General features: G+C 36.6%; 21 protein-coding genes. 14 read left to right on the top strand and 7 right to left on the bottom strand.

Annotated elements, in window-relative coordinates; translation table 11 throughout:
• Window positions 1–29: 29 nt before the first annotated feature.
• The gene (locus MKX29_RS04265; RefSeq protein WP_251162722.1) at window positions 30–716 is read right to left on the bottom strand and encodes a FadR/GntR family transcriptional regulator; all 687 of its coding nucleotides are present in this window, start codon (window positions 714–716) and stop codon (window positions 30–32) included.
• Window positions 717–891: 175 nt separating this feature from the next.
• On the opposite strand from MKX29_RS04265, the gene kdgD reads away from it, so the two are divergent.
• From kdgD to MKX29_RS04235, 6 genes are all read left to right on the top strand, one after another.
• On the top strand, window positions 892–1,824 hold the full coding sequence (kdgD, locus tag MKX29_RS04260) for a 5-dehydro-4-deoxyglucarate dehydratase (RefSeq protein ID WP_341104190.1): 933 nt from the start codon (window positions 892–894) through the stop codon (window positions 1,822–1,824).
• 4 nt (window positions 1,825–1,828) lie between these two features.
• On the top strand, window positions 1,829–3,289 hold the full coding sequence (gene gucD / locus MKX29_RS04255; RefSeq protein ID WP_341104188.1) for an alpha-ketoglutaric semialdehyde dehydrogenase GucD: 1,461 nt from the start codon (window positions 1,829–1,831) through the stop codon (window positions 3,287–3,289).
• A gap of 95 nt (window positions 3,290–3,384) precedes the next feature.
• Entirely contained in the window at window positions 3,385–4,740 is a 1,356-nt protein-coding gene (locus tag MKX29_RS04250) for an MFS transporter (protein WP_341104186.1), read from the top strand.
• A gap of 18 nt (window positions 4,741–4,758) precedes the next feature.
• The gene (locus MKX29_RS04245; protein ID WP_341104185.1) at window positions 4,759–6,117 is read left to right on the top strand and encodes an enolase C-terminal domain-like protein; all 1,359 of its coding nucleotides are present in this window, start codon (window positions 4,759–4,761) and stop codon (window positions 6,115–6,117) included.
• A gap of 1,094 nt (window positions 6,118–7,211) precedes the next feature.
• Window positions 7,212–7,754, top strand: a complete 543-nt coding sequence (locus MKX29_RS04240) for a competence protein ComK (RefSeq protein WP_289432938.1) — start codon at window positions 7,212–7,214, stop codon at window positions 7,752–7,754.
• Window positions 7,755–8,105: 351 nt separating this feature from the next.
• The gene (locus MKX29_RS04235) at window positions 8,106–8,429 is read left to right on the top strand and encodes a nucleoside triphosphate pyrophosphohydrolase (RefSeq protein ID WP_251162721.1); all 324 of its coding nucleotides are present in this window, start codon (window positions 8,106–8,108) and stop codon (window positions 8,427–8,429) included.
• Between the two features lie 314 nt (window positions 8,430–8,743).
• On the opposite strand, the gene MKX29_RS04230 is transcribed toward MKX29_RS04235, so the two are convergent.
• The gene (locus tag MKX29_RS04230) at window positions 8,744–9,265 is read right to left on the bottom strand and encodes a topology modulation protein (RefSeq protein ID WP_341104183.1); all 522 of its coding nucleotides are present in this window, start codon (window positions 9,263–9,265) and stop codon (window positions 8,744–8,746) included.
• A 101-nt stretch (window positions 9,266–9,366) separates the two neighbouring features.
• Here MKX29_RS04230 and MKX29_RS04225 point away from each other — a divergent pair, with 101 nt between their 5' ends.
• Entirely contained in the window at window positions 9,367–9,807 is a 441-nt protein-coding gene (locus MKX29_RS04225) for a cytidine deaminase (RefSeq protein WP_341104181.1), read from the top strand.
• Window positions 9,808–9,930: 123 nt separating this feature from the next.
• Here MKX29_RS04225 and MKX29_RS04220 read toward each other — a convergent pair whose 3' ends face one another.
• Window positions 9,931–10,683, bottom strand: coding sequence for an SDR family NAD(P)-dependent oxidoreductase (locus MKX29_RS04220; protein WP_224934695.1), 753 nt, complete (start codon window positions 10,681–10,683; stop codon window positions 9,931–9,933).
• A 160-nt stretch (window positions 10,684–10,843) separates the two neighbouring features.
• Here MKX29_RS04220 and MKX29_RS04215 point away from each other — a divergent pair, with 160 nt between their 5' ends.
• The 4 genes from MKX29_RS04215 (at window position 10,844) to MKX29_RS04200 (ending at window position 15,306) form a co-directional block, all read left to right on the top strand.
• A complete protein-coding gene (locus MKX29_RS04215; protein ID WP_341104177.1) occupies window positions 10,844–11,425 on the top strand; it encodes a TetR-like C-terminal domain-containing protein in 582 nt (193 codons plus the stop codon).
• Window positions 11,426–11,996: 571 nt separating this feature from the next.
• Complete coding sequence (locus MKX29_RS04210) at window positions 11,997–13,106, top strand: muconate/chloromuconate family cycloisomerase (RefSeq protein ID WP_289432945.1); 1,110 nt, start codon at window positions 11,997–11,999, stop codon at window positions 13,104–13,106.
• A 66-nt stretch (window positions 13,107–13,172) separates the two neighbouring features.
• Window positions 13,173–13,502, top strand: a complete 330-nt coding sequence (locus tag MKX29_RS04205) for a DUF3870 domain-containing protein (protein WP_224934700.1) — start codon at window positions 13,173–13,175, stop codon at window positions 13,500–13,502.
• A gap of 154 nt (window positions 13,503–13,656) precedes the next feature.
• Window positions 13,657–15,306: an SLC13 family permease gene (locus MKX29_RS04200; protein WP_341104174.1), complete on the top strand. Its 1,650-nt coding sequence runs from the start codon at window positions 13,657–13,659 to the stop codon at window positions 15,304–15,306.
• 48 nt (window positions 15,307–15,354) lie between these two features.
• Here the strand turns inward: MKX29_RS04200 and MKX29_RS04195 are convergent, their stop codons facing one another.
• The 4 genes from MKX29_RS04195 to MKX29_RS04180 all read right to left on the bottom strand — a co-directional run bounded on the left by MKX29_RS04195 (window position 15,355) and on the right by MKX29_RS04180 (window position 18,313).
• Entirely contained in the window at window positions 15,355–15,993 is a 639-nt protein-coding gene (locus MKX29_RS04195; RefSeq protein ID WP_224934704.1) for an SdpI family protein, read from the bottom strand.
• A complete protein-coding gene (locus MKX29_RS04190; RefSeq protein ID WP_095370398.1) occupies window positions 15,974–16,258 on the bottom strand; it encodes an autorepressor SdpR family transcription factor in 285 nt (94 codons plus the stop codon). Before MKX29_RS04190 ends, MKX29_RS04195 begins: the two co-directional genes overlap by 20 nt.
• A gap of 393 nt (window positions 16,259–16,651) precedes the next feature.
• On the bottom strand, window positions 16,652–17,752 hold the full coding sequence (locus MKX29_RS04185) for a copper resistance D family protein (protein ID WP_341104172.1): 1,101 nt from the start codon (window positions 17,750–17,752) through the stop codon (window positions 16,652–16,654).
• Window positions 17,753–17,755: 3 nt separating this feature from the next.
• Window positions 17,756–18,313 carry a copper resistance CopC family protein gene (locus MKX29_RS04180; RefSeq protein WP_251162715.1) on the bottom strand — a complete coding sequence of 186 codons (558 nt, stop codon included), beginning with the start codon at window positions 18,311–18,313 and terminating at the stop codon, window positions 17,756–17,758.
• A gap of 414 nt (window positions 18,314–18,727) precedes the next feature.
• Between MKX29_RS04180 and MKX29_RS04175 the strand changes: the two genes are divergently transcribed.
• The 3 genes from MKX29_RS04175 (at window position 18,728) to MKX29_RS04165 (ending at window position 21,529) form a co-directional block, all read left to right on the top strand.
• Complete coding sequence (locus MKX29_RS04175; RefSeq protein WP_224934710.1) at window positions 18,728–19,144, top strand: NUDIX hydrolase; 417 nt, start codon at window positions 18,728–18,730, stop codon at window positions 19,142–19,144.
• A gap of 55 nt (window positions 19,145–19,199) precedes the next feature.
• The gene (locus tag MKX29_RS04170; RefSeq protein WP_341104169.1) at window positions 19,200–19,658 is read left to right on the top strand and encodes a DUF3888 domain-containing protein; all 459 of its coding nucleotides are present in this window, start codon (window positions 19,200–19,202) and stop codon (window positions 19,656–19,658) included.
• A 593-nt stretch (window positions 19,659–20,251) separates the two neighbouring features.
• A complete protein-coding gene (locus MKX29_RS04165; RefSeq protein WP_341104167.1) occupies window positions 20,252–21,529 on the top strand; it encodes a histidine--tRNA ligase in 1,278 nt (425 codons plus the stop codon).
• Window positions 21,530–21,811: the final 282 nt, after the last annotated feature.

Raw genomic sequence — 21,811 nt, 5'->3', positions numbered from 1 at the left:
GTTCTTTACATACGGTTTGGGTTCGTTTTTTATTCTAATACTTTTCCTTCAACAAACTTCAAATGATTGTACATTGCTTGAAATGCAGCCTGAGGATCTTTTTTCTTTAGTGCTTCATAAATGGCTTTATGATGTCTGATTGTTTTTTCTTTTTCACGATATTTGATTTGTGCGTTGATTTTTACATGTGAGAGTAAAAGCGAATCAATCATTCCTTGTAAGACAGGATTATTTACACTAAGGGCTATAATTCGATGGAACATGAGATCATGTTCACCATATTCGTTGTCGACTGAATCCTCCATTTTGATAATTGTGTCATTCAATGCTTCAAGAGTTTCATCTGTCATTTTTTCTGCTGCATATGTAACAAGGCCTAGTTCTAAAGAGGTGCGTGCTTCAACGATTGCTTCAATATTGTCACTAACAAGGGAAAGCATGGTTGAAAATGGTTTATTACTTATACTCTCAGTAAAGTAAGTACCATCTCTCGTTTTTCTTTTTACAATACCAAGAGATTCCAGTGAAGTCATCGCCTCTCTCATGACGGGACGACTGACACCTAGAAGTTCCATTAATTCCATTTCCGGAGGAAGTTTGTCACCGGGTTTAAGTTTATTTGAAATTAATAAATCAATTATTTGTTCCTCTACTTGCTGAGCCAATGTTTTTCGTACGACTTGGCTACTAATTAAATCAAGCGCATCTTTCTTCACAATTGTCCACCATCCAAATTACTATAGTTTAATTAATCTAATTGTAATACAAATAGAATTAAAAGAATAGCAAGCTCTTTGGAAAAATAAATAAAAATTTTGAAAAAATATATTGTCAGTTAATTTAATTTGTCTTACAATTATACATAACAAATTGAAAGGGGAGGAATGAAATATGCATTCACCTAGAAAAGCACCTACAGGTATTCTCGGATTTCCTGTAGCTCCATTTGATGAAAATGGAAAATTAGACGAAAAAGCGTTAGAAGTTAATATTCGATTTTTGATTGAAGAAGGATTAGAGGCAATCTTTATCGCATGTGGATCAGGAGAGTTCCAATCATTAAGTAAAGAGGAATATGAAATCATGCTTGATGTTGCCATCCAAGAAGCAGGTGGTAAGGTACCTGTTTATACAGGTGTAGGTGGAAATATTCAGGATGCCCTTTCATATGCGCGCTTATCAGAAGATAAAAAAGCAGATGGCTTTCTTGTATTACCTCCCTATTTAGCAGAAGGTGAACAAGAGGGATTATATGATTATCTGTATCAAGTAATTTCAGAAACATCACTTAATGCTATTGTTTATCAAAGGAATAACGGGATTCTACAACCTAGCACATTAGAGAAATTACTAGATTTAGAGCAGCTTGTTGGCCTAAAAGATGGTGTAGGGAATATGGAACTGAATATTTGTTTAACCAATCGTATCGGTAAACGTTTAAGCTGGTTGAATGGCATGCCTATGGCTGAGGTAACAATGCCAGCTTATATTCCATTAGGGTTTGATTCGTATTCCTCTGCAATTTCAAATTATATCCCTCATATTTCTAGACAGTTTTATGATGCTTTGTTACAAGGGGAAAATGAAATTGTCCACGAGATATATAAAGATATTATTTTACCAATAAATGAGATCCGTAAGCAGCGAAAAGGCTATGCAGTCTCCTTAATTAAAGCAGGTATGGAACTGTCAGGATTACCAGTTCAGAACAAGGTTCGTGCACCTTTCACACCTGTAGAACTTGAACATTACAAACAATTAGAAAGTATTTTGCAACGAGCAAAAGAGAAGTATCCAAAAAAGCAAAAGATTGTCAGGGGGTAAGGGAATGAGTACAGTGACAACGACAAACTACTTAAATTATATTAATGGGGAATGGATAGCGTCGAATTCAAATGAAACAATTGAAAGTATCAATCCGGCGGCACCGAGTGAAATAGTTGGTGTGATTCAATCGTCAACAACTGATGATCTAGATAAAGCTGTTGAAGCAGCAAAACATGCGCAGAAACCTTGGAGAAATTTAAGTGGTGCCCAGCGTGGTGAAATACTTTATAAAGTAGCTGGGTTAATGGAGGAGCGGTTAGAAGAAATTGCTGAATGTGCTACGAGGGAAATGGGTAAAACACTTGCGGAGACGAAGGGTGAAACGAAACGTGGCATAGCGATTTTAAAATATTATGCAGGAGAAGGAATGAGAAAAGTAGGTGATGTCATTCCATCTACCGATAATGAAGCATTGATGTTTACGACAAGAGTACCACTTGGAGTTGTGGGCGTTATTACTCCTTGGAATTTCCCTGTTGCTATTCCAATATGGAAAGTGGCACCAGCACTGATATATGGAAACACGGTAGTCATTAAGCCTGCTAGTGAAAGCGCTGTTACTTTTGCGAAAATTGTTCAATGCTTTGCTGATGCAGGATTACCAAAGGGTGTACTAAATATGGTCACTGGCTCTGGCGCTGTAGTCGGTGGAGGGATTGCTAAACATCCAGATATAAAAGGAATTACTTTTACTGGGTCAAATGCAGTTGGTAAATCAATCGCAAATGAGGCAATGAAACGAGGCGTGAAGTATCAACTTGAAATGGGTGGTAAAAACCCAGTAATCGTTGCCAGGGATGCTGATTTAGAGTTAGCAGTTGACGCCGTTATTAAAGGTGCATTTCTCTCTACTGGACAAAAGTGTACAGCAACGAGCCGAGTAATTGTAGAAGAAGCGGTATATGATAGATTTGTAGAAAAATTGGTGATTGAAACGAAAAAGATTACGATTGGATCAGGTCTTCATGCAAGTAGTTGGATGGGACCATGTGCAAGTGAGTCGCAATATAAAAATGTATTACAAGCTATTCAAACAGGGGTAAGTGATGGTGCAAAGCTTCTTCTAGGTGGTAAGCCATATGAAGACAAGGAGAGTGGCGGCTATTTTGTCGAACCAACGATCTTTGAAGTAGCAGATCAAGAAATCTCTATTGCTAGAGAAGAAATTTTCGGACCGGTTATCGCTCTCATAAAAGTTTCGTCATTAGAGAGCGCAGTTGAAGTAGCTAATGATTCTGCTTATGGCTTAAGTGCCTCGATTTTTACGCAAAATATTACAAGAATGCTGAAATTTGTTCAAGAGATGGAAGCGGGATTAATTCGGATTAACGCTGAAAGTGCTGGTGTTGAATTACAAGCACCATTCGGTGGTATGAAGGAATCGAGTTCACATTCAAGAGAACAAGGAGAGGCTGCAAAAGAATTCTTTACATCTATTAAAACGGTGTTTGTAAAAGGCTAGCATCAGGATGAGTAGGCAGCGTGACCTACTCATCATTTAAAAAAACAGTAGATTGTTTACGCTTACATTCAATAAAATAAAAGAGGGTGATTACCATGGCAGTCCTTAAATCGGAAAGACAAATAACACCAGCAACCGAAAAGAAAACAAAAGCGAGATGGTTAATTGTTTTAATGATCTTTATTGTCACAGTTATCAACTATGCTGATCGTGCTACTTTATCAATTGCCGGTCCAGCGCTATCAAGTGATCTAGGTATAAATTCTGTTATGATGGGGTATTTATTTTCTGCATTTGCATGGTCCTATGTATTAGGGCAGATTCCTGGTGGATGGTTGCTTGATAAATTTGGCTCTAAGCGTGTTTATTTTTGGAGTATTTTCCTATGGTCTTTGTTTACTTTGGTACAAGGATTAATAGGTTCATTTCAATCAGTCACAACAGTTGTCATCATTTTATTTGCCTTAAGATTTTTTGTAGGGTTGGCAGAATCACCATCTTTCCCTGCAAATAGCCGAATTGTAGCAGCATGGTTTCCGAGTGCGGAAAGAGGGACCGCCGCAGCAATCTTCAATTCAGGCCAATACTTTGCTACCGTTCTATTCGCACCTATTATGGGGTATATCACCTTCACTTTTGGTTGGGAATATGTCTTCTTTTTCATGGGGACCATCGGAATCATTGTAGCCTTTGTATGGTTAAAAACGATATACAATCCAAAAGATCACCCTAAAATTAATCAAGCAGAGTTAGATTATATAAAAGAAGGCGGCGCATTAGTTGATATGGATACTGCGGCCAATCAAGTGGAGAAAAAGCAAGGGCCGAACTGGCAATATATAAAGCAATTATTAAGCAATAAAATGCTTCTCGGCGTCTACCTAGGACAATATTGCATAACGACATTGACCTATTTCTTCTTAACATGGTTCCCGGTCTATTTAGTGGATCAAAGAGGTATGAATATATTAGAGGCAGGTTTAGTTGCTTCATTACCTGCTATCTGTGGATTTATTGGTGGTATATTGGGAGGAACGTTCTCTGATTTCTTATTGAAGAAGGGTGTCTCGATAACGGCAGCAAGGAAAATACCAATTATTACTGGTTTACTTCTCTCTATGAGCCTTGTCATTGCTAACTATGTGACCACAGAATGGGTAGTTGTTTTTGTAATGTCCCTTGCTTTTTTTGGCAAAGGATTTGGGTCTCTGGGATGGGCCGTTGTTGCGGATACTTCTCCGAAAGAGATGTCAGGTGTGAGTGGAGGATTGTTTAATACTTTTGGTAATGTAGCAGGTATAACTACTCCAATCATTATTGGCTATATTGTAGGCACTACTGGATCTTTTAATATGGCATTGTTGTTTGTTGGTGCGAGCGCTTTAGTCGCAATATTAAGTTATTTATTCCTTGTAGGTGAAATTAAGCGAGTAGAATTGAAGAAAGTTTAATAGGGGAGGAAGAAAGGTATGGAAGCAAATATAGTAGATAAAATGATAGCTAAAGAAGCACCCGTTATCACAAAGGTGGAGGTCATCCCTGTTGCAGGCAGAGACAGCATGCTCTTGAACTTAAGTGGCGCGCATGCCCCTTTTTTCACTCGAAACATCTTAATTTTGCATGATCATTCTGGCCGAATGGGAGTAGGTGAGGTTCCTGGAGGAGAATCTATTCGTCAAACGCTAGAAGCTGCAACAGAGATAATTATGGGGAGTTCAATTGGTGCTTATCAACAAGTGCTTAAACAGGTTAATGAAGCATTTGCTAACAAGGATGTAGCGGGAAGAGGACAACAAACTTTTGATTTACGTACAACCATTCATGTAGTTACAGCTATCGAATCGGCGTTCCTTGACTTACTTGGTAAATATCTGAATGTACCTGTATCGGACTTGCTAGGAGAAGGTAGGCAGCGTGATCAAGTTGAAGTATTAGGCTATTTATTCTATATTGGTGACCGCCATAAAACAGATCTCCCGTATGAATCCCCATCAAGCGATAATAGTCGTTGGTTTCAGTTACGTCATGAAGAGGCTGTCACATCAGAGCAGGTGGTAGCCCTTGCTGAAGCCGCATACGAAAGATATGGATTTAAAGACTTTAAACTAAAAGGCGGCGTGTTTAATGGAGAAGAAGAAATGGAATCCATTATAGCCATTAAAGAACGCTTCCCTCATGCTAGAGTGACACTTGATCCTAATGGGGCTTGGTCCTTAAATGAAGCCATCGCATTATGTAAAGGGAAAAATCATATACTTGCCTATGCAGAAGACCCTTGTGGGGCTGAAAATGGCTTCTCATCTAGAGAAATTATGGCTGAGTTTCGTTTAGAAACAGGCTTACCAACGGCAACTAATATGATTGCCACAGATTGGAGACAAATGGCACATAGTATTCGCTTACAAGCTGTTGATATACCCCTTGCCGACCCCCATTTTTGGACGATGCAAGGCTCTGTGAGAGTGGCTCAAACATGCAAGGACTTTGGCTTAACATGGGGATCCCATTCTAACAATCACTTTGATATATCGCTGGCGATGTTCACCCATGTCGCAGCTAGTGCACCAGGGAAAGTAACTGCTATTGATACACACTGGATTTGGCAGGAAGGTCAGCATCTAACAAAAGACCCCTTCATAATAAAAGAAGGAAAAATCGAAGTACCAAAAAAACCGGGCTTAGGCATTGAGGTAGATAGAGAGAAACTAGCAGATGCTCATCAACTCTATCAAACATACGGTCTTGGCAGCAGAGATGATGCCAAAAGCATGCAATACTTAATTTCAAATTGGCAATTTGATCCGAAGAAACCTTGTATGGTTAGATAAGGAAAAATAAACGGTTCAGTTAACACCAGGATTGTGTCCTGGTGTTTATTTAGCTTTTCTAAAACTTACTATTATGTAAGATCTCAGACCAATTGTCTACGATCAAATAAGTCTTGTCAGTATGAAGGAGATAAAGAGGAATAACTAGAAGGATTTAACTGCTAGAGTTAAAGTAAATAAAAAAAATGAAAAAATATGGCGAAATATATTTTAAATATTTAGAAAAATATGTATAATTACTAAGATAAAGGTCTTAGTAGTTAATTATATTTATAGTATTGATGTACTAGTGACAGTGAAAGGCTTGCGCTTGGGTATGAATCAATAGGGTAGATACGACAAAATGTCTTTTAGAACGATGAATATCTTTATTTCTTTTGATGAGTGTGAAGAGAAAGATAGAGATAAGTGAGCGGTGGGAGATGAGGGACTTTATTCGAGTATTAAAGAATAACGAACCATTTTATTTCTCACTTTTTATTTTTAACATGAAAAGCATGTAAGGTTGAGGATTTGTTCCAAATGTTAAAAGTGCTAAGATTAAAGGTCTTCACAGAACGCGCTATTTTTAAAATGTAATAACACAGTCACGTATAGAGAAAGAGTTAGCGGAGAAATATCGAGATGAGAAGATGGTTCAACCAGTTGCCGACATGAATCATTGGGGCATAAAGGACTCTTCATTTCATTTTGGTCCCCTGTTGGCAAAGAAGCAATTGCCATTAAACAAAGTCTAATCTATGAATATTGTTTATGAATCTCCCCTTTCAAATACGAAGCTCATAAAAAAAGAATGGAGGGATTTAAGGGATCGTTCGAGTATACAATAGCCAGTTGGAAGACATTTAAAGGGGTATTGAAAGCAAGTAATCAGATGTTCTTCTTGATAATAACATGCATTGTTTTTGTAATCTCATTCTTTGGTTCGATAGACAAGGAGGTGAAGCTTAGGGGAGAGCTAATTAAAATAAAAGCACTCAAGTCAGTCCTGGCAGACATCGGACTTGAGCGCTGTGCAGTTGGTATACCAACATGATGTTAGTATACCCTTAATTTACTTAATTGAAAATAAGTAAATAAGAAAGGGGATAAAAATGTTAAACCGTACTGATTATTTACTGAAGGGAAAAACCGAAGCTTTAAAAGCGATAAATGTACATAATAACTATATTCATACACAAGTAATCGAAGGAAAGAATACAACTTTTATTGTGGAAAAACCACCAATAGCCATTGTAAAAGACAGTTTGAGAGAGTATGGAATGACCTATAAAGGGGCTCTCCAAGCTGCTAAGTACAAGCTAGATAAAAAAAGTACACCGCCTATTCGTATTTGGGGGGCTCAGGATATGTATTGGTTCTATTTTTCATCTCAATACGATATTGATAATACATTTGTTTCTCTAGCACATATTCATGAAATGCAACCATTTAATAAAAATATGACAAAAATAATTTTAACAAGCGGTTATTATTTCAATCTTTCTATTAGCTGTAACAAAGCTAAGAAAAGGTGGGATCAAGCACGCCTTCTTCGTGGACAAATTCAAGATTCAATAAATAAGCAATCATTCGTTCCTTTAATGGAGCTCCCTGGAATGATTAGTGAAGAAAAGGAAGAGTATAAATCAGAATGATACTATACGTACGAAGAGTCAGTTCGAGAATCAACGAGTTATTGCCATATAAGCAGGTCAAGGAGTAAAGTCGCTATATTAAAAGAAGACTTTGTCGTGTAAGTAGGGCAACCAGTGAAATCACTACTAATAAAAGAAGAATTAGAGAGATAAGTAGGGTAACCAGTGAAATCGCTACTAATAAAAGAAGAATTTGTCACATAAGCAGGTCTAGCAGTAAAGTCGCTTCTAATAAAAGACCACCCTGCCATTGAATTCGCAAAATGAGTAGCGCTAAAGCTAGTTCAGTGAATTTTGATTAGTATTAGCGTTAGTCAATCTCGATTATGATAAATAGAAAGGAGACTTCTCTTGCCAACTTACAACAAACTAGTGCGTGATAGAATTCCCGACATCATCCAAAAGTCAGGGAAATCATACAATACAAGAATACTATCTCACTCCGAATATACAATGGCACTTAAAGATAAACTTCAAGAAGAGGTGAATGAATATCTAGAGGCAGGGCACTTGAAGGATCAAGGTGAAGAGTTAGCTGATATTCTCGAAGTCGTTTATGCATTAGCAGAAGCCCAACAAATGTCAACGGATGTATTAGATGAAATTAGAAGGACAAAAGCTCAACAAAGAGGAAGGTTCGAGGGTAGGGTGCTTTTGATAAATGTGCAAGAATAAGTTTATTATAATGTTTAAGGCAAAATCAATGGTACTACAAAAGGATACATAAGAAAGCACATGATGCATGCATCATAGATTTTCTTGTTATGTCACATTTCCTTATAAGTTCGTTGACGCTGTCTTTTACAACAGAAAGACTGTCTATTGGGTTCTAAATCATGGGAAGGATGTTTGAGGAAGGGAAAGTATTAGCCATCGGTGAAGTATACGAACAATCAGAGGGTTGGGTATCATATTTAGAGAGAAATGAAGTATATCAAATAGAGAAAACGATGTAATTTTCATAGGGAAACTCTAGAGGGGTAAAGGCTCTAGAGTTTTTCCTTTGTTAAAAACGCTGCTATTTCCTTGCTACTTCTAAGTGTGATTATCTTCAAATTTGGCTTAGTATCTTTATATTTACGAAACCGCTCATGCATTTTTTTCTTTCTTCTATAATAAGTAGTCACGATAAACTTAAAGAATACCCAGTCAATTTTTTCATGACAGCCTTCAGCTATTTCAGGTCTTGATCTTTTATGAAATTGGATACGGCGTTTAAAAATCCGGTAGAGACAGGTGGAGAGAGGGAGTTCTAAATAGATGATTGTATCTGCTGCTGCTGTTCTAATGGGGAAGGTACTAGTGTAATTCCCCTCAATAATCCATTCAGATTGTTTTATAATGTCTTGTTGAAGGTGAATGAATCTCTCTTCTGTTGATTCTTTCCAATTGGGGAGCCAGTATAAGGTATCTAAATGATGGACATCTATTTGTAGCTTCTTGCCAAGTTTTCGAGCAAAAGTAGACTTGCCAACACCTGCAGATACACCTATAACCATGATTTTCTTCATACGACACACTCACTCCTCTTCTACAATAAGCTTAATTAACGCTATTAGAGAGCTTCATTTTCCTTTAAAATGATAGTAACTGTCAATAGGAGGAAAAGAGAATGATTGAAGAAGAAATGTACAACCGAGCCATCACATTTATTGAAGAGCGCTATCCTAAAGGGTGGGGTGGAGCGGCTGTGATTCATACTGGTGATGAACGTTATCTCATTAGTGTCGCACCAGTCACGTTTAACGCTAGTACGGAGTTATGTATTGAAGTTGGTGCCATTTGTGAAGCACATAAATTTAATATTGATGTCACACATTGTTTATGTGTCGTCCGTGATAATGAGAATCGCCCCTTCAAGGTTCTTTCACCATGTGGTATTTGTCAAGAGCGTTTGCGCTATTGGGGACCGAAAGTAAGAGTCGGAGTAACGACAAATGAAAAGCTACTTAAGTTTGTTCCTTTAGGAGAACTTCAACCTTTTCATTGGACAAATGCTTATCCAACTGAAGAAATTGAGTGCTTTAATAGCAAAGTAGAAAAGTTGCGTTGATTAGGATTAATGTATAAATATAATCAAATAAAAGCTATTTGTGTAAGTAGTAATAAAACCACACCCTTCATAAAATCATTTTTAAAATTGATTTTATGTTCAGATGTGGTTTATTGTGAAAAATTATAGTGTCAAGCCACCATCAACCATCACTGTTGTCCCAGTCATGTAGCTTGATGCATCAGATGCTAAGAAGCTCACCACGTTCGCGATTTCTTGAGGTTCAGAATATCTACCCATACGCATCACACTGATTTCAGCAGGGACATAACCAGTTGTTTTCATTTGTTCTTCCACTCCTTTAGTCAGTGGAGTGGCTACGCCACCGGGGCAGATGGCGTTTACACGGATCCCTTTTGATACATATTCGAGTGCAGCCCCTTTTGTTAAACCAACTACAGCATGTTTACTGGCAGAATAGGCTGCAGCACTATGCTCAGAACGAACGCCAGCAGTAGAAGCGGTATTGATGATGTGTCCATGGCCTTGTTGTTCCATCACTTTTAAAACCGCTTTCATTCCAAGGAAAACTCCTTTAGTATTAATATTCATCACACGATCGAATTCGGATTCTTCGATATCAGCGAACATCGAGAATTTTTGTACAACTCCAGCATTATTGAAAAATACATCAATGGTGCCGAAAGTATCCACTGCTTTTTGGACATAGTGATTAACATCATCCGCATTAGATACATCTGCTTTGATGAAAATGGCTTCCACCCCTTTTTCTTTTACTAGATCGAGTGTTTCATTGGCAATTGTTTCATTGAAGTCAACGATGACTAAGTTAAAACCGTCTTCTGCTAATTTAATCGCAGAAGCGCGTCCAATTCCTCCACCTGCACCTGTTATAACTGCTGTTTTCTTACTCATATAAACATCCCCTTTTGCGAATAAAATTGGTCGACAAGTTCAGTGTTAGACACCTTGTCTATTTAAATGATAAACTATTTGAGATGTTGTTAGGTACAAAGAAACCTTATTTTCTAAGAAGATAGACATAAATAAAGTATGTGTTGAGGATGGTGATTTCGTGACAAAAGACCCGAGGGTGTTGCAAACTTTTGATTTGTTGTGCAAAGGTTTTACAAATTTACTCCAATCAGATGCCATCGAGCAAATCAATATTAAGAAGCTAACGGAAGCTTCGAAAATCAACCGCACGACCTTTTATTTACATTTTGCCGATTTACAAGCTTTTGTTACCTATTATGTTAATCGCCTTTTCCAACATTGGTCGGATATCGTAAATAGTGTTCCTTCTCTTCCAGAACATAAATCACTACAAGAGCCTTATCCAGGTTTAGTGCAATTATTAGAATATATTAAAAGTGAACAAGTGCTTTATCATTGCTTATTAGTGGAGCATCGTTTGCCATTATTTACAGTAGCTTTAAGAGAATGGATGATTAAATTTACTAACCAAGGTTTTGGTACGGTCACACAAACTCCTGCCTTAAGCGAATCAGAGAGAAAAGTAAGGGAAGTTCATATTTTAAGCGGTACGATTGGGTCCATTGTATGGTGGCTAGAAGAGGGATTTCCGATATCATCGCAAAAACTTGCAGAAGAATTGACCTTAATAGCGGCGAAGGGGCCTTTTTATTTAAAATAGAAAAAAGTACTTGAAAATTCAGAATTAGAGATTATAATAGTAACTAATCAAACTTAATGCCTATTCATTAGCTATTAGAGAATAACCTTCTGTAATAACAACTAATGAACGAATGGCTGTCTTAAACTATAACTGTCAAATGTATGGTGACGGTTGTATTTGAGATAGCCTATTTATATTGGTATGGGTAAACGAGAGTAGTTAGCTTGTGACAATAAACATGTAAGCGCTTTGAAAAGTCAATATATTAGAATGAAAGTTTCAGAGTGGAAATACTTCATCATGAAGTATGTACGCATATCTCCAATTACTAGTTTTATTGAAAAGAGCATAGGAGATAAATGTTACCGACGATGGAATCGTTAGAGATGAATGATATAACCAAATTTGGATTTAATTTTAGGAACATGATTTAAAAAAAGAACTTCTGTAAAGCAGCCTGTTTATTAACGATTAAAAATTCCCTTTTTTAATCTCCATTAGTAAACGCCCGTCCTTTGAAATATAGATGGTGTACTGCTATCCATTTATTTAGAAGGTTTTTTATGGATTGTCAAAGGGAGAGAACAGAATGAAGATTCGTTCAGTTAATAGTTTTATTTTAGATATTCCAATAATTAGACCACATCAGTTGGCGATGCACACAATAACCAAACAAGCGATAGTATTGGTTTGTATTCAAAACGAAGAAGGCCAAGAAGGTTGGGCAGAAGTAGCTACGATCGGTGGTGCATCTTATGGAGAAGGTACACCGGAAGCGATTAAGGTCAATATTGATACTTACATTACACCGCATTTGATTGGTAAAAATACAAGTGATTATGCGAAAATAATGGCCGATTTAAATAAAGTGGTTAGAGGGAATTATTTCGCTAAATCTGTAGTCGAGTCAGCGTTAATTGATTTAGCAGCAAAAGAAAAACAATTACCAGCATATGAATTACTTGGGGGGAAAATCCATTCTTCTCTCCCACTTGCGTGGACATTGGCAAGTGGCGATACAGCTAAAGACATCGCAGAGGCGGAACGATTTTTAGAGGAAAAACGTCATAGAATTTTTAAATTAAAGATAGGGAAGGGCGATCCATATAAAAATGTGAACCATGTATTGGAGATTATTCGCTCCGTAGGTGATCGAGCAAGAGTAACGGTAGATATTAATCAGGCATGGGATGAAACAACTGCTGATTATTGTATTGCAGCACTTCAAGAAGGTGGAGTTTCAATGGTAGAGCAGCCCTTACCCACTTGGAACTTAGAGGGAATGGCTAGATTAACAGAGAAATATGCTGTTCCAATTATGGCTGATGAAGCAGCTAATTCTATCCATGATGTTTTTCAGATTACTAAACGGCGTGCGGGGAATAGCATTGCCCTTAAACCGTGTAAGCATGGTGGATTATTAGAAACGAAGAAGGTAGCAGCTATTGCTGAAGGTGCTGGGTTTAGCCTTTATGGTGGCACAATGATTGAATCAACATTAGGAACAGCTGTCTGTGCTTCGGTTTACTCTACAATAAGCGAATTTGCATTTGGTACTGAATTGTTTGGTCCTTTATTATTTAAGGATCGTATAACAGTAAACAATTTGCGCTTCGAAAATTTTGAGTTAATTATTCCAGACGGTCCTGGATTTGGAATGGAAATAGATAAGGATAAAGTTGAATTTTACCAAAGATAAAAAAGTGGTTAGGGCAGAATATTCTGATAGAATAGAATTAACTGTATGGTTAAAGGAGTGTTATAAATGGCGATGTCAACAGCTTTCTTAACTGCGTATGCGAAGGCTCCCCAAAATACGCCTATGTATGAAAATAATAAACAGATTGGAATCATGCTAGAGATAAATAAACAAAGTCATACTATCGTTAATGTCGATTCTACTTTTATGACAGGACTTGCCAAAGATTATTTGAAGAGAATGATTATTGGGACAGATTTTAGTATAGATATATCAGACTTGATTTTAGATATAGAGATGAACTGTATTATTCCTTCACAACAAGCTTTAATTGTAGCCTTAAAAGTCGCGCACCAGAAGTATCGTGATACTTTTCTAAAAAAACCAACTGAATAATTGCCCGTTTATTTACGATTTCAAGACTCTACTTGAAATAAAACTAGATAAACTATTCGGCCTTTTAAAAAGAGCACTAATTAACTGTGTTGCTTTTTGGAGGGCCATTTTTTTTACCCATAATGAAAGCGTTTTTAAAAAGGAGTTAGATAAAATGAGTAATCTATTTAAACAAGTGAATCAAACGCTTTGGCAATCGCATAAGCGGTCGAAAGATTTATTAACATTTGCTAGTTTACGTGAAGTGAAAGAGACAAGTGTGATATCAACCTCATCAAGCGATAAAGGGGAAAAGAATAATCGTACAAACAATCAAGGTTCGTACAAAACTAGTCAGGTTATCGGATTACTATTAGGTCCTGTTCTATTCTTCATGATCTGGTTGATACTGCCATTAAATGGATTGAGTGATGAAGGAAAAGTAGTCCTGGCTATTACAGCCTGGGTGTCAACATGGTGGATTTTGGAGGTCATGCCTTTAGGATTAACCTCCTTGTTACCGATTGTATTATTACCTTTATTAGGAGCAATATCTGGTAGTGAAGCAGCAAGTAGTTACGGGGATCCTAATATTTTCCTCTTTCTTGGCGGGTTTGCGATTGCGCTTGCGATTGAGAAATGGAATCTTCATGAAAGGATCGCGTTGTCAATCATTAGCCTTGTAGGAACAAGTACGTCAGGTCTAGTATATGGATTTATGTTCGCGACAGGTTTTCTTTCTATGTGGATTTCTAATGTGGCGACTGTAATGATGATGTTACCGATAGGAACAGCGATTGCTTTCAAAGTAGGAGAATTAATGAAAAAAGAGGGACAGTATACTTTTGCAGAAGAAAAGAAGTTCACTCAATCTATCATTTTCTCTATTGGCTTTGGTGGAATTATCGGAGGAAGTGCGACACTGATTGGAACGCCACCGAATCTGATATTGGCAGGATTAGTAACTGAAATGTTCGGTATAGAAATATCATTTGCTAAATGGTTTTTATTTGCTTTTCCAATGATCCTCATTCTAGGTATTGCAACAGCTTTTTATTTAACTAAAATTGCCTACCCCATGAATGTTAAAAGCCTGCAATCAGGAAAACAATTCGTAATAGATGAGAAGGAAAATCTCGGAAAAATGAGTTTTGAGGAAAAGGCAGTAGGGTTAGTATTCACATTAACGGCTTTTATGTGGTTAACAAGATCTTTCCTCTGGACAGATATCATTCCGGGCATAAGTGACACAATGATTGCGATTACCGGTGCCTTATTACTTTATTTAATCCCAGCATCTAAAAAGCACGGAGGAAGATTACTCGGTCAGGATTCTCTTAAGAAAATGCCTTGGGATGTCTTGCTTTTGGTCGGAGGAGGTTTAGCCATTGCGGCTGGATTCAGTCAAACCGATTTATCATCTTGGGTTGGTAGTCAGCTATTATTGTTAGAAGGAACGCCATATATTGTCATTCTGGCTATATCGACCTTATTAGCAATTGGTATTACTCAGATTGCCCCTAATACTGCTGTGACAACTATATTTGTACCTATTGCGGCTACGCTTGCGTTAGCAATTGATGCACATCCGTTACCATTAATGACAGCTGTTGCTTTAGGTGCTGGTTTTGCTTTCATGCTACCGATTGGTACACCATCTCAAGCAATTATTTTTGGTACAGGGAAAGTAACGATTGTTGATATGTTAAGAAGAGGAACATTAGTCTCTATTTTAGCAATCGTTCTTATCATCTTATTTGTTTACTTCGTTTATCCAATGGTATTTGATCTGAACTTGTTCGAATATCCATCAGCTTTGAAATAAAATAAAACAAAGCCTTACTCCTTGTATAGGAGAAGGCTTTTGTTCTACTTATATCCCTTTTTTATAGAGCACAAAAGAATAAACAGTTGGTATGATGACAATCATCACAACTAAAATAATCATGATGAGAATCTGAGCAAAGTTGATAAATCCAGTGAGTATCATACCAAGCCCACCAATAATCCACAAATATCCGGCTAATCGATGGGTTTTATTCCAATTTTCCTCACTTGTAAGTGTCCAAGGTAGCTTGATTCCTACCGTGAAATTTTGCTTACTTTTAGGCATATAATTTCCACAAATGATGATAATGAGTCCTACCAGAATAGGGGCAATAGATTCAATACGGATGTCATAGCCGAGTGCTTTGAATAAGGTGATGGGGACGATGATAAGCGTCATAATTGGAATTACCCATATAATTAATTGTTTGAGTGCTTTAGCGGTATTTTCTTTCTTTGGGTCATTATTTATCATAAAAATAGTAAATAAGTGAATGGCGGCCATTAATAGGGGCAATCCCCACACAGCAATGGCTTTGGAGGTGAAATTATCAGCTTCACCTGCTGTATTCCAGTGGATGGCGATTTGATCAGGTAAATCAGGATATACAATCAAGCCAGGAATAATAGGAAGTAAACAAAGTAACGTCGTAATCACAAGTGTCCTATTCATTTTTCTTGTCATTTTCTTTCCCTCCAAATTGTGTAAACCACAGCATAATTTCTTCAAATACGGAAATATTCAATTCGTAGTAAATGAAGTTCTTATACTTGCTTTCAAGTATAAGGTCTGCCTTTTTTAGCTGTGATAAGTGATAAGAAATGGTTGCTCCTGTCATTTCAAAATGCTTCCCAATCTCACCGGCAGATAGCTTTTTATCTTTCAGTAAGACAAGAATCTCTCTTCGCACAGGGTCTGAAAGAGCCTTAAATGTATCTGGAAACCCCACGATAACACCTCTTCAATCTATTTAGAAATATCTCTAAATAGATTATATAACATGATATGTAAAAAATCACTATCTGTTTCGAAAAATTTCTAAATAGGTTTGCGATGGGCTCTAGGTTTAGGAATATTCATCCCCCATTATGAATGTATAGGATCGTTTGGGAATGAAACATAATCGTTATATAAGTGAATGTAAAAGGGGGCTATGTATCCATTCATTATTGAAAGGGAAGTGTATTAAGGAGAATGACCTGAATAAGAAGTAGTAATAGGCTAAAAAAATGAGGTCAAACATTGCTTTAATCATATGAAATTGAAAGAAGCGAATAAAAAATAACACGAAAAAATGTTAATGTTAAACCAACATTTTTTCGTGTTACAGATAGTTTCAATGTTAATTAACTGCGATGCTTTGTATCATTGCGAAGTATGCCATTAATACAAATAAAACAGAAGCTAAAAACGAAAGTGCAACATGTTGTTTCATTTTAAAGAGGACTAAGCTTCCACCAAGGCAGCTAAGGGCAAGGATGCCGAATATGATGCTCACTTCAGTGAAAATAAATGAAACTGAAATTCCTTCAAGTGTTCCTTGATAGAAAAGATTTAATATCGGTGCATAGCCACTATGAGCAATTAGATTGTCGATGTTCATTGGTGGAGACTGCTCATTAAAAATACCTGTAAGGATAAAGATAATGGTTATGATAAGAAATTCTGCACGTACCCATGGTTTCGGGTTGAACGAAGACTCTCTTTTTAGGCGGTGTTTCATCCAAAACCCATTGATCAAAGCGAATAAAGTTAAAGGCATAACAAAAAGCAGTTTTAGCAATAGCCCTTGACCATATGAAACCAATAAGGCATCTTTATAATCTGTTTCAGCAGTCGTCACATTCGTTAGAAGAATACCACTTAAAACAATTAGTAAAAAGCAGATAATGGCTGTTAGATGGAACCATTTTAGAAAAGGCAACCAACTAGTTGTTTGCCGTGAAAACCAGGATACGACGAGTAATACCCCTGCCCAAGCAGAAACAGCAATTAGATGAAGGGCATGAATTCCAATACCATAAACTCCTTGCATACTGCCAGCATGGCTTGACCAGGCGACACCGATGGTAAGAAGGAAGAGAAGAATCATTTCTCCAATAATGGAAACCTTTCTTTTATCCTCACCAAAAAGGGTAATGTAAAATGCCAGAACGATACAAATGATGAATGTGAAAAGCCAAGCATTCCCTACGCGGAAACTGAGTAATATATTTTCAAAGGCAGAACCTAGGCCATCAAGTTTGGCGAGATGGGTAACTAATTGTATTAAGGGAATGAAAGATAATACGGCAATCCCCATTGTCGCCACTAATTGTATTGAGATGGATACTTTCACAGGTGGCTTAGAATTTGCAGGCACCCATCGTAAAATAAAGGTGCCTGCAAGAAGAGCAAAACATAAATAGAGAAGTGCCTCACTCAAAATGGTTAGAAAAAACATCGATTATTTTTTCCTTTTTAATAAGATGATCGCAATAATCGCAACAATGGCAACAAGAATGATACCAATCAATAACCCGTTTGAGTTTGATTCCGTTTCATCCGCTGTTTCGTTGGATGGTGTTGTCTCGTCTTCTTCTACAGTTGGCTCCTCATTTTCTGTAGATGGAGCCATTTCCGCTGTATCTTCTTCTACCTCTTCTTCAGGAACATTGACTTCAAAGCCATAAGATTCTTGCATAATATGACCATCTACTCCGATGATTTCCCAGCTTACCGTATAATTACCGTTAGCGATCGGTTCAGAGAAAGTAGCGATTAACTCATCTTCCTTAACAGTGATGTCACTCGCTTCGACTACTTCTCCTTCACTATTTTCAATTTGTAAAGAAGCGTTATCTTCTATAACAGTGTCAAAATATAATTGAATCGTATCAATTGATTCCGTTACAGTCGCACCATCTTCAGGGTTTGAACCGTCTAAATGAGTATGTGCAAAAGCGGTATTGGTGCTAATAAATAAACATGTTACTACGAACAGTAGCATAGATAATTTTTTCATATCATGACCTCCAAAACTTTTTTTCGTAATTAGCGTACTAAATTGAGAAAGGAGATACAACCTTTTACCTGTGTACGATTGGTGTCGTTTTTGTGAATTTCTAAAATACTGTTATGACTAAACAGTCTCTTAAGTAGCGATAGGTGGTCCCTTCACTTAACAATTAAACACACTCAATTAAAAAAAGAGAACACCAATGTAGAAAAAATGTTAGATTCATGACATTAATGTGTAGAAAATATGGAATTTGTATGTAAAAATCCTGTATCTAATTACCTTAGGTTGTACGTCGAATCCTTTTTATCTTTCCATAAATCCCTCATATATATTTCTCGTCAATTAAAAATATTGTTCTTATCATCTTTTGTCGTTAAAATCTAAATGATAAAAATATTTACAAAAGGAGAAAAGTTAATGAATCGAGTAGATGTAGCTTATTCACTGATTGTCGACGAAAACGAAGAAAATATCTTGATGGTAAAGAATATTAAACATAATAATTGGTCCCCACCTGGTGGAGGGGTAGAGAAAGGCGAAACATTGTTAGAGGCAGCAATTAGAGAAACAAAGGAAGAAACAGGTTTGGATATTGCACTTGGCGATATTGTCTCAATTAATGAAGCCTTTATGGAAAAGGAAAATTTTCATGCGATTTTCTTTACTTTTAAGGCGAAAATCATTGGTGGAGAGATTGAAATAAATGATAGGGAGACGATAGAAGAGGTGAAATGGATGAGTATCGCAGAAGCCGAAACTTGGATGCCTTATCATCAAAAGGGTATTCATTATTTATTAAAACAATCTGCCCTTTATTATTTTGAGGGAAATTAGTTTTCGTATAAAACGATCTCCATTAGCAAAAAATGTTAAAAAGGAGATGTTTTTCATGAGAAAATTCGCCATTTTTCTGCTTATATATTTACTTGCTTGCCATGTATGTCTGGAGGAGGTACATGCTGAAGAATATAAACAACATGATGCCAAAGATAAGGAACAAGTGGTAGACCAGTTTGTATTAGCTATATTGAATGATGAGGTAAGGAATGCAGTAAATGATTATTATCAAAAGGATACTGTGATCCAATTTGACTGGCAAGCAAAAGACTATAACGTTGTTGAAATGAAGCAATGGAAGCAAGGTAATGAACTAGGACATTCTTTTCTGATTAGTTTAACGGTATTGTCATATGATAATAATAAGTCTAGTCAATTGGGTATTGATACAATTACTTTTGGCATTTCGCCTCAATCCTTAAACACACAGAAAAACAATAAGAGTTTAGCATCTACGGAAGTTGAGTTATTAGATTATAAACATAGAGAGGCTGTGTATAAGGGGAGTTAGTTCAATGGAAGAGAGGAGATTGGATTGAAAGAGATATCTAGAGTGGTCGGGTTCATAGCGGGATTAATTGGGGATGTTTACTTTTTTTAACCCTTATTCTTCTGACTTTGTAGGAATAGGTACGGCCTTATTAACCTTCTTCTTGTTGGCACTCCCTGCTTTGTTCATTATTATATTTATAAGGGTCTCGAATCAGTTCATCATGCTCATTGCTGTTATTTGGTCATTGCCCTGTTCACTCTACTTTGCATTAACCCCAGGATTCTTCGCTATAGCTGGTTTAGCTTGGTTATTATATTTAATAAGTTTGATTTTGATGACTCTTCATAAGAAAAAATATAATTCAGTCAATTCAATTTGATAAATGAAGGAATATATGATAGATTAATAAAAAAATTTGAGGTGAAGAATGATGCCTATAAAAGATAATTGCACATTTTCACAATTGCATCATCATATAATCTAGCTTTGCTATTTCGATTTGAGAAAAAATCGTAAATAGGAAGGCTATTTTTCATTCAACCGTATTTGATTAAGTTCACACTTATATCAAGTGCGGTTTTTTTATTATATAAAAAAAAGGAGAATGTAGCATGAAGAAAATGCAAGAACAAAATGTAAAAGGGACGCAAGATTATTTGCCGGAAATTGCAAAGGTGAGAAGAGACATTGCTCGAACCTTGGAGGATGTATTTGTTCAATACGGATGTGAACCGTTAGAGACACCGATACTGAATTATTCAAAATTAATGGCATCCAAATATAGCGGTGGAGATGAAATCCTTAAGGAAATGTACAATTTATCAGACAGAGGAAAAAGAGAGCTGGCTCTGAGGTATGACTTAACCATTCCATTTGCTAAAGTGATAGCGATGAATCCCCAATTGAAGATGCCTTTTAAACGTTATGAAATTGGGAAGGTATTTCGGGACGGGCCTATTAAAACGGGCAGACTTAGAGAGTTTACCCAATGTGATGTAGATGTAACTGGCATTGAAAGTCAGATGGCGGAAGCGGAACTAATGCTTATGGCCCTTGATGCGTTTGAGAGAATTGGTCTTCAGGTGGAGATTCAATATAATAATAGGAAATACCTAAGCGGAATGTTGGCACTCTTTGGAGTCGATAAAGACCAACTCAATCGAGTGATATTGGTCATTGATAAGCTGAATAAGATTGGTGCCGATGGCGTGATGAAAGAACTTAATCATCTCAATCTTTCAGGAAATACATTAAAAAGTATTCAAAGGTTTTTAGAAGAAGAGGAAAACTCAACGTTATCTTCTTTTGAATCTTATGAATCCACTCAAGTACAAGAAGGGGTCAAAGAAATCGCTGAACTAGAAAGTTTTTTGCAGGCTTTATCTATAGAGGGACAATGTAATTTTAATCCTTTTTTAGCGAGGGGATTAGAAATTTACACCGGCACAATTTATGAAATCTTTCTTGTGGATAAAACAATTACATCAAGTATTGGTAGTGGAGGAAGATACGATCAAGCGATTGGAGGCCTTATTGGCACAAATGAAACCATGCCAACAGTGGGAATATCCTTTGGTTTAGATGTCATTTCTACAGCATTTATGGCGAAAAATGTTCAGGATTTAAGCCCCTCTCCAGTTGATTATTATGTGATACCACTCAGTAAAAATATCGAGGCATTAACAGTTGCAAATGACTTAAGGAAAAAAGGATACAATGTATTGTTAGAAATGAGTAAAATGAAGCTTCGCAAAGCCCTTGAACGTGCAAATAAAGAAAGCGTAAAAAAAGTCATTATTATAGGTGAAAATGAAGTGAAGAACAATAAGTACAACGTGAAAGATATGGGAACGGGGGAGGAGATAGAAGTTTACTATCCGTTTAAATAATAATATTAGAATGTAAGGCACTATATTTAAGTAGTGATTCTAAAGAACTATAATTTTTGTTTATGATTATATAAATATTAAATGTCATAAATATTGACTATAATTTATGAAAAATTTTCTAGGAACGTAATAGAAAACCCTTTCCGTATGGAAAGGGGGATTAACTCGAGTTATAATACTGTTGTGATTGATTGGGCACCAATGATGATAGTGATTCCTAAGCTACTTACTAAAAGATTCTTCATTATTCTTAACATATATCACACCACCTTCATATGATTT

The sequence above is a fragment of the Cytobacillus sp. FSL R7-0696 genome (assembly GCF_038006865.1).
GTDB classification, from domain to species: domain Bacteria; phylum Bacillota; class Bacilli; order Bacillales; family Cytobacillaceae; genus Cytobacillus; species Cytobacillus kochii.
This window is presented reverse-complemented; position numbering and strand designations above follow the sequence as displayed.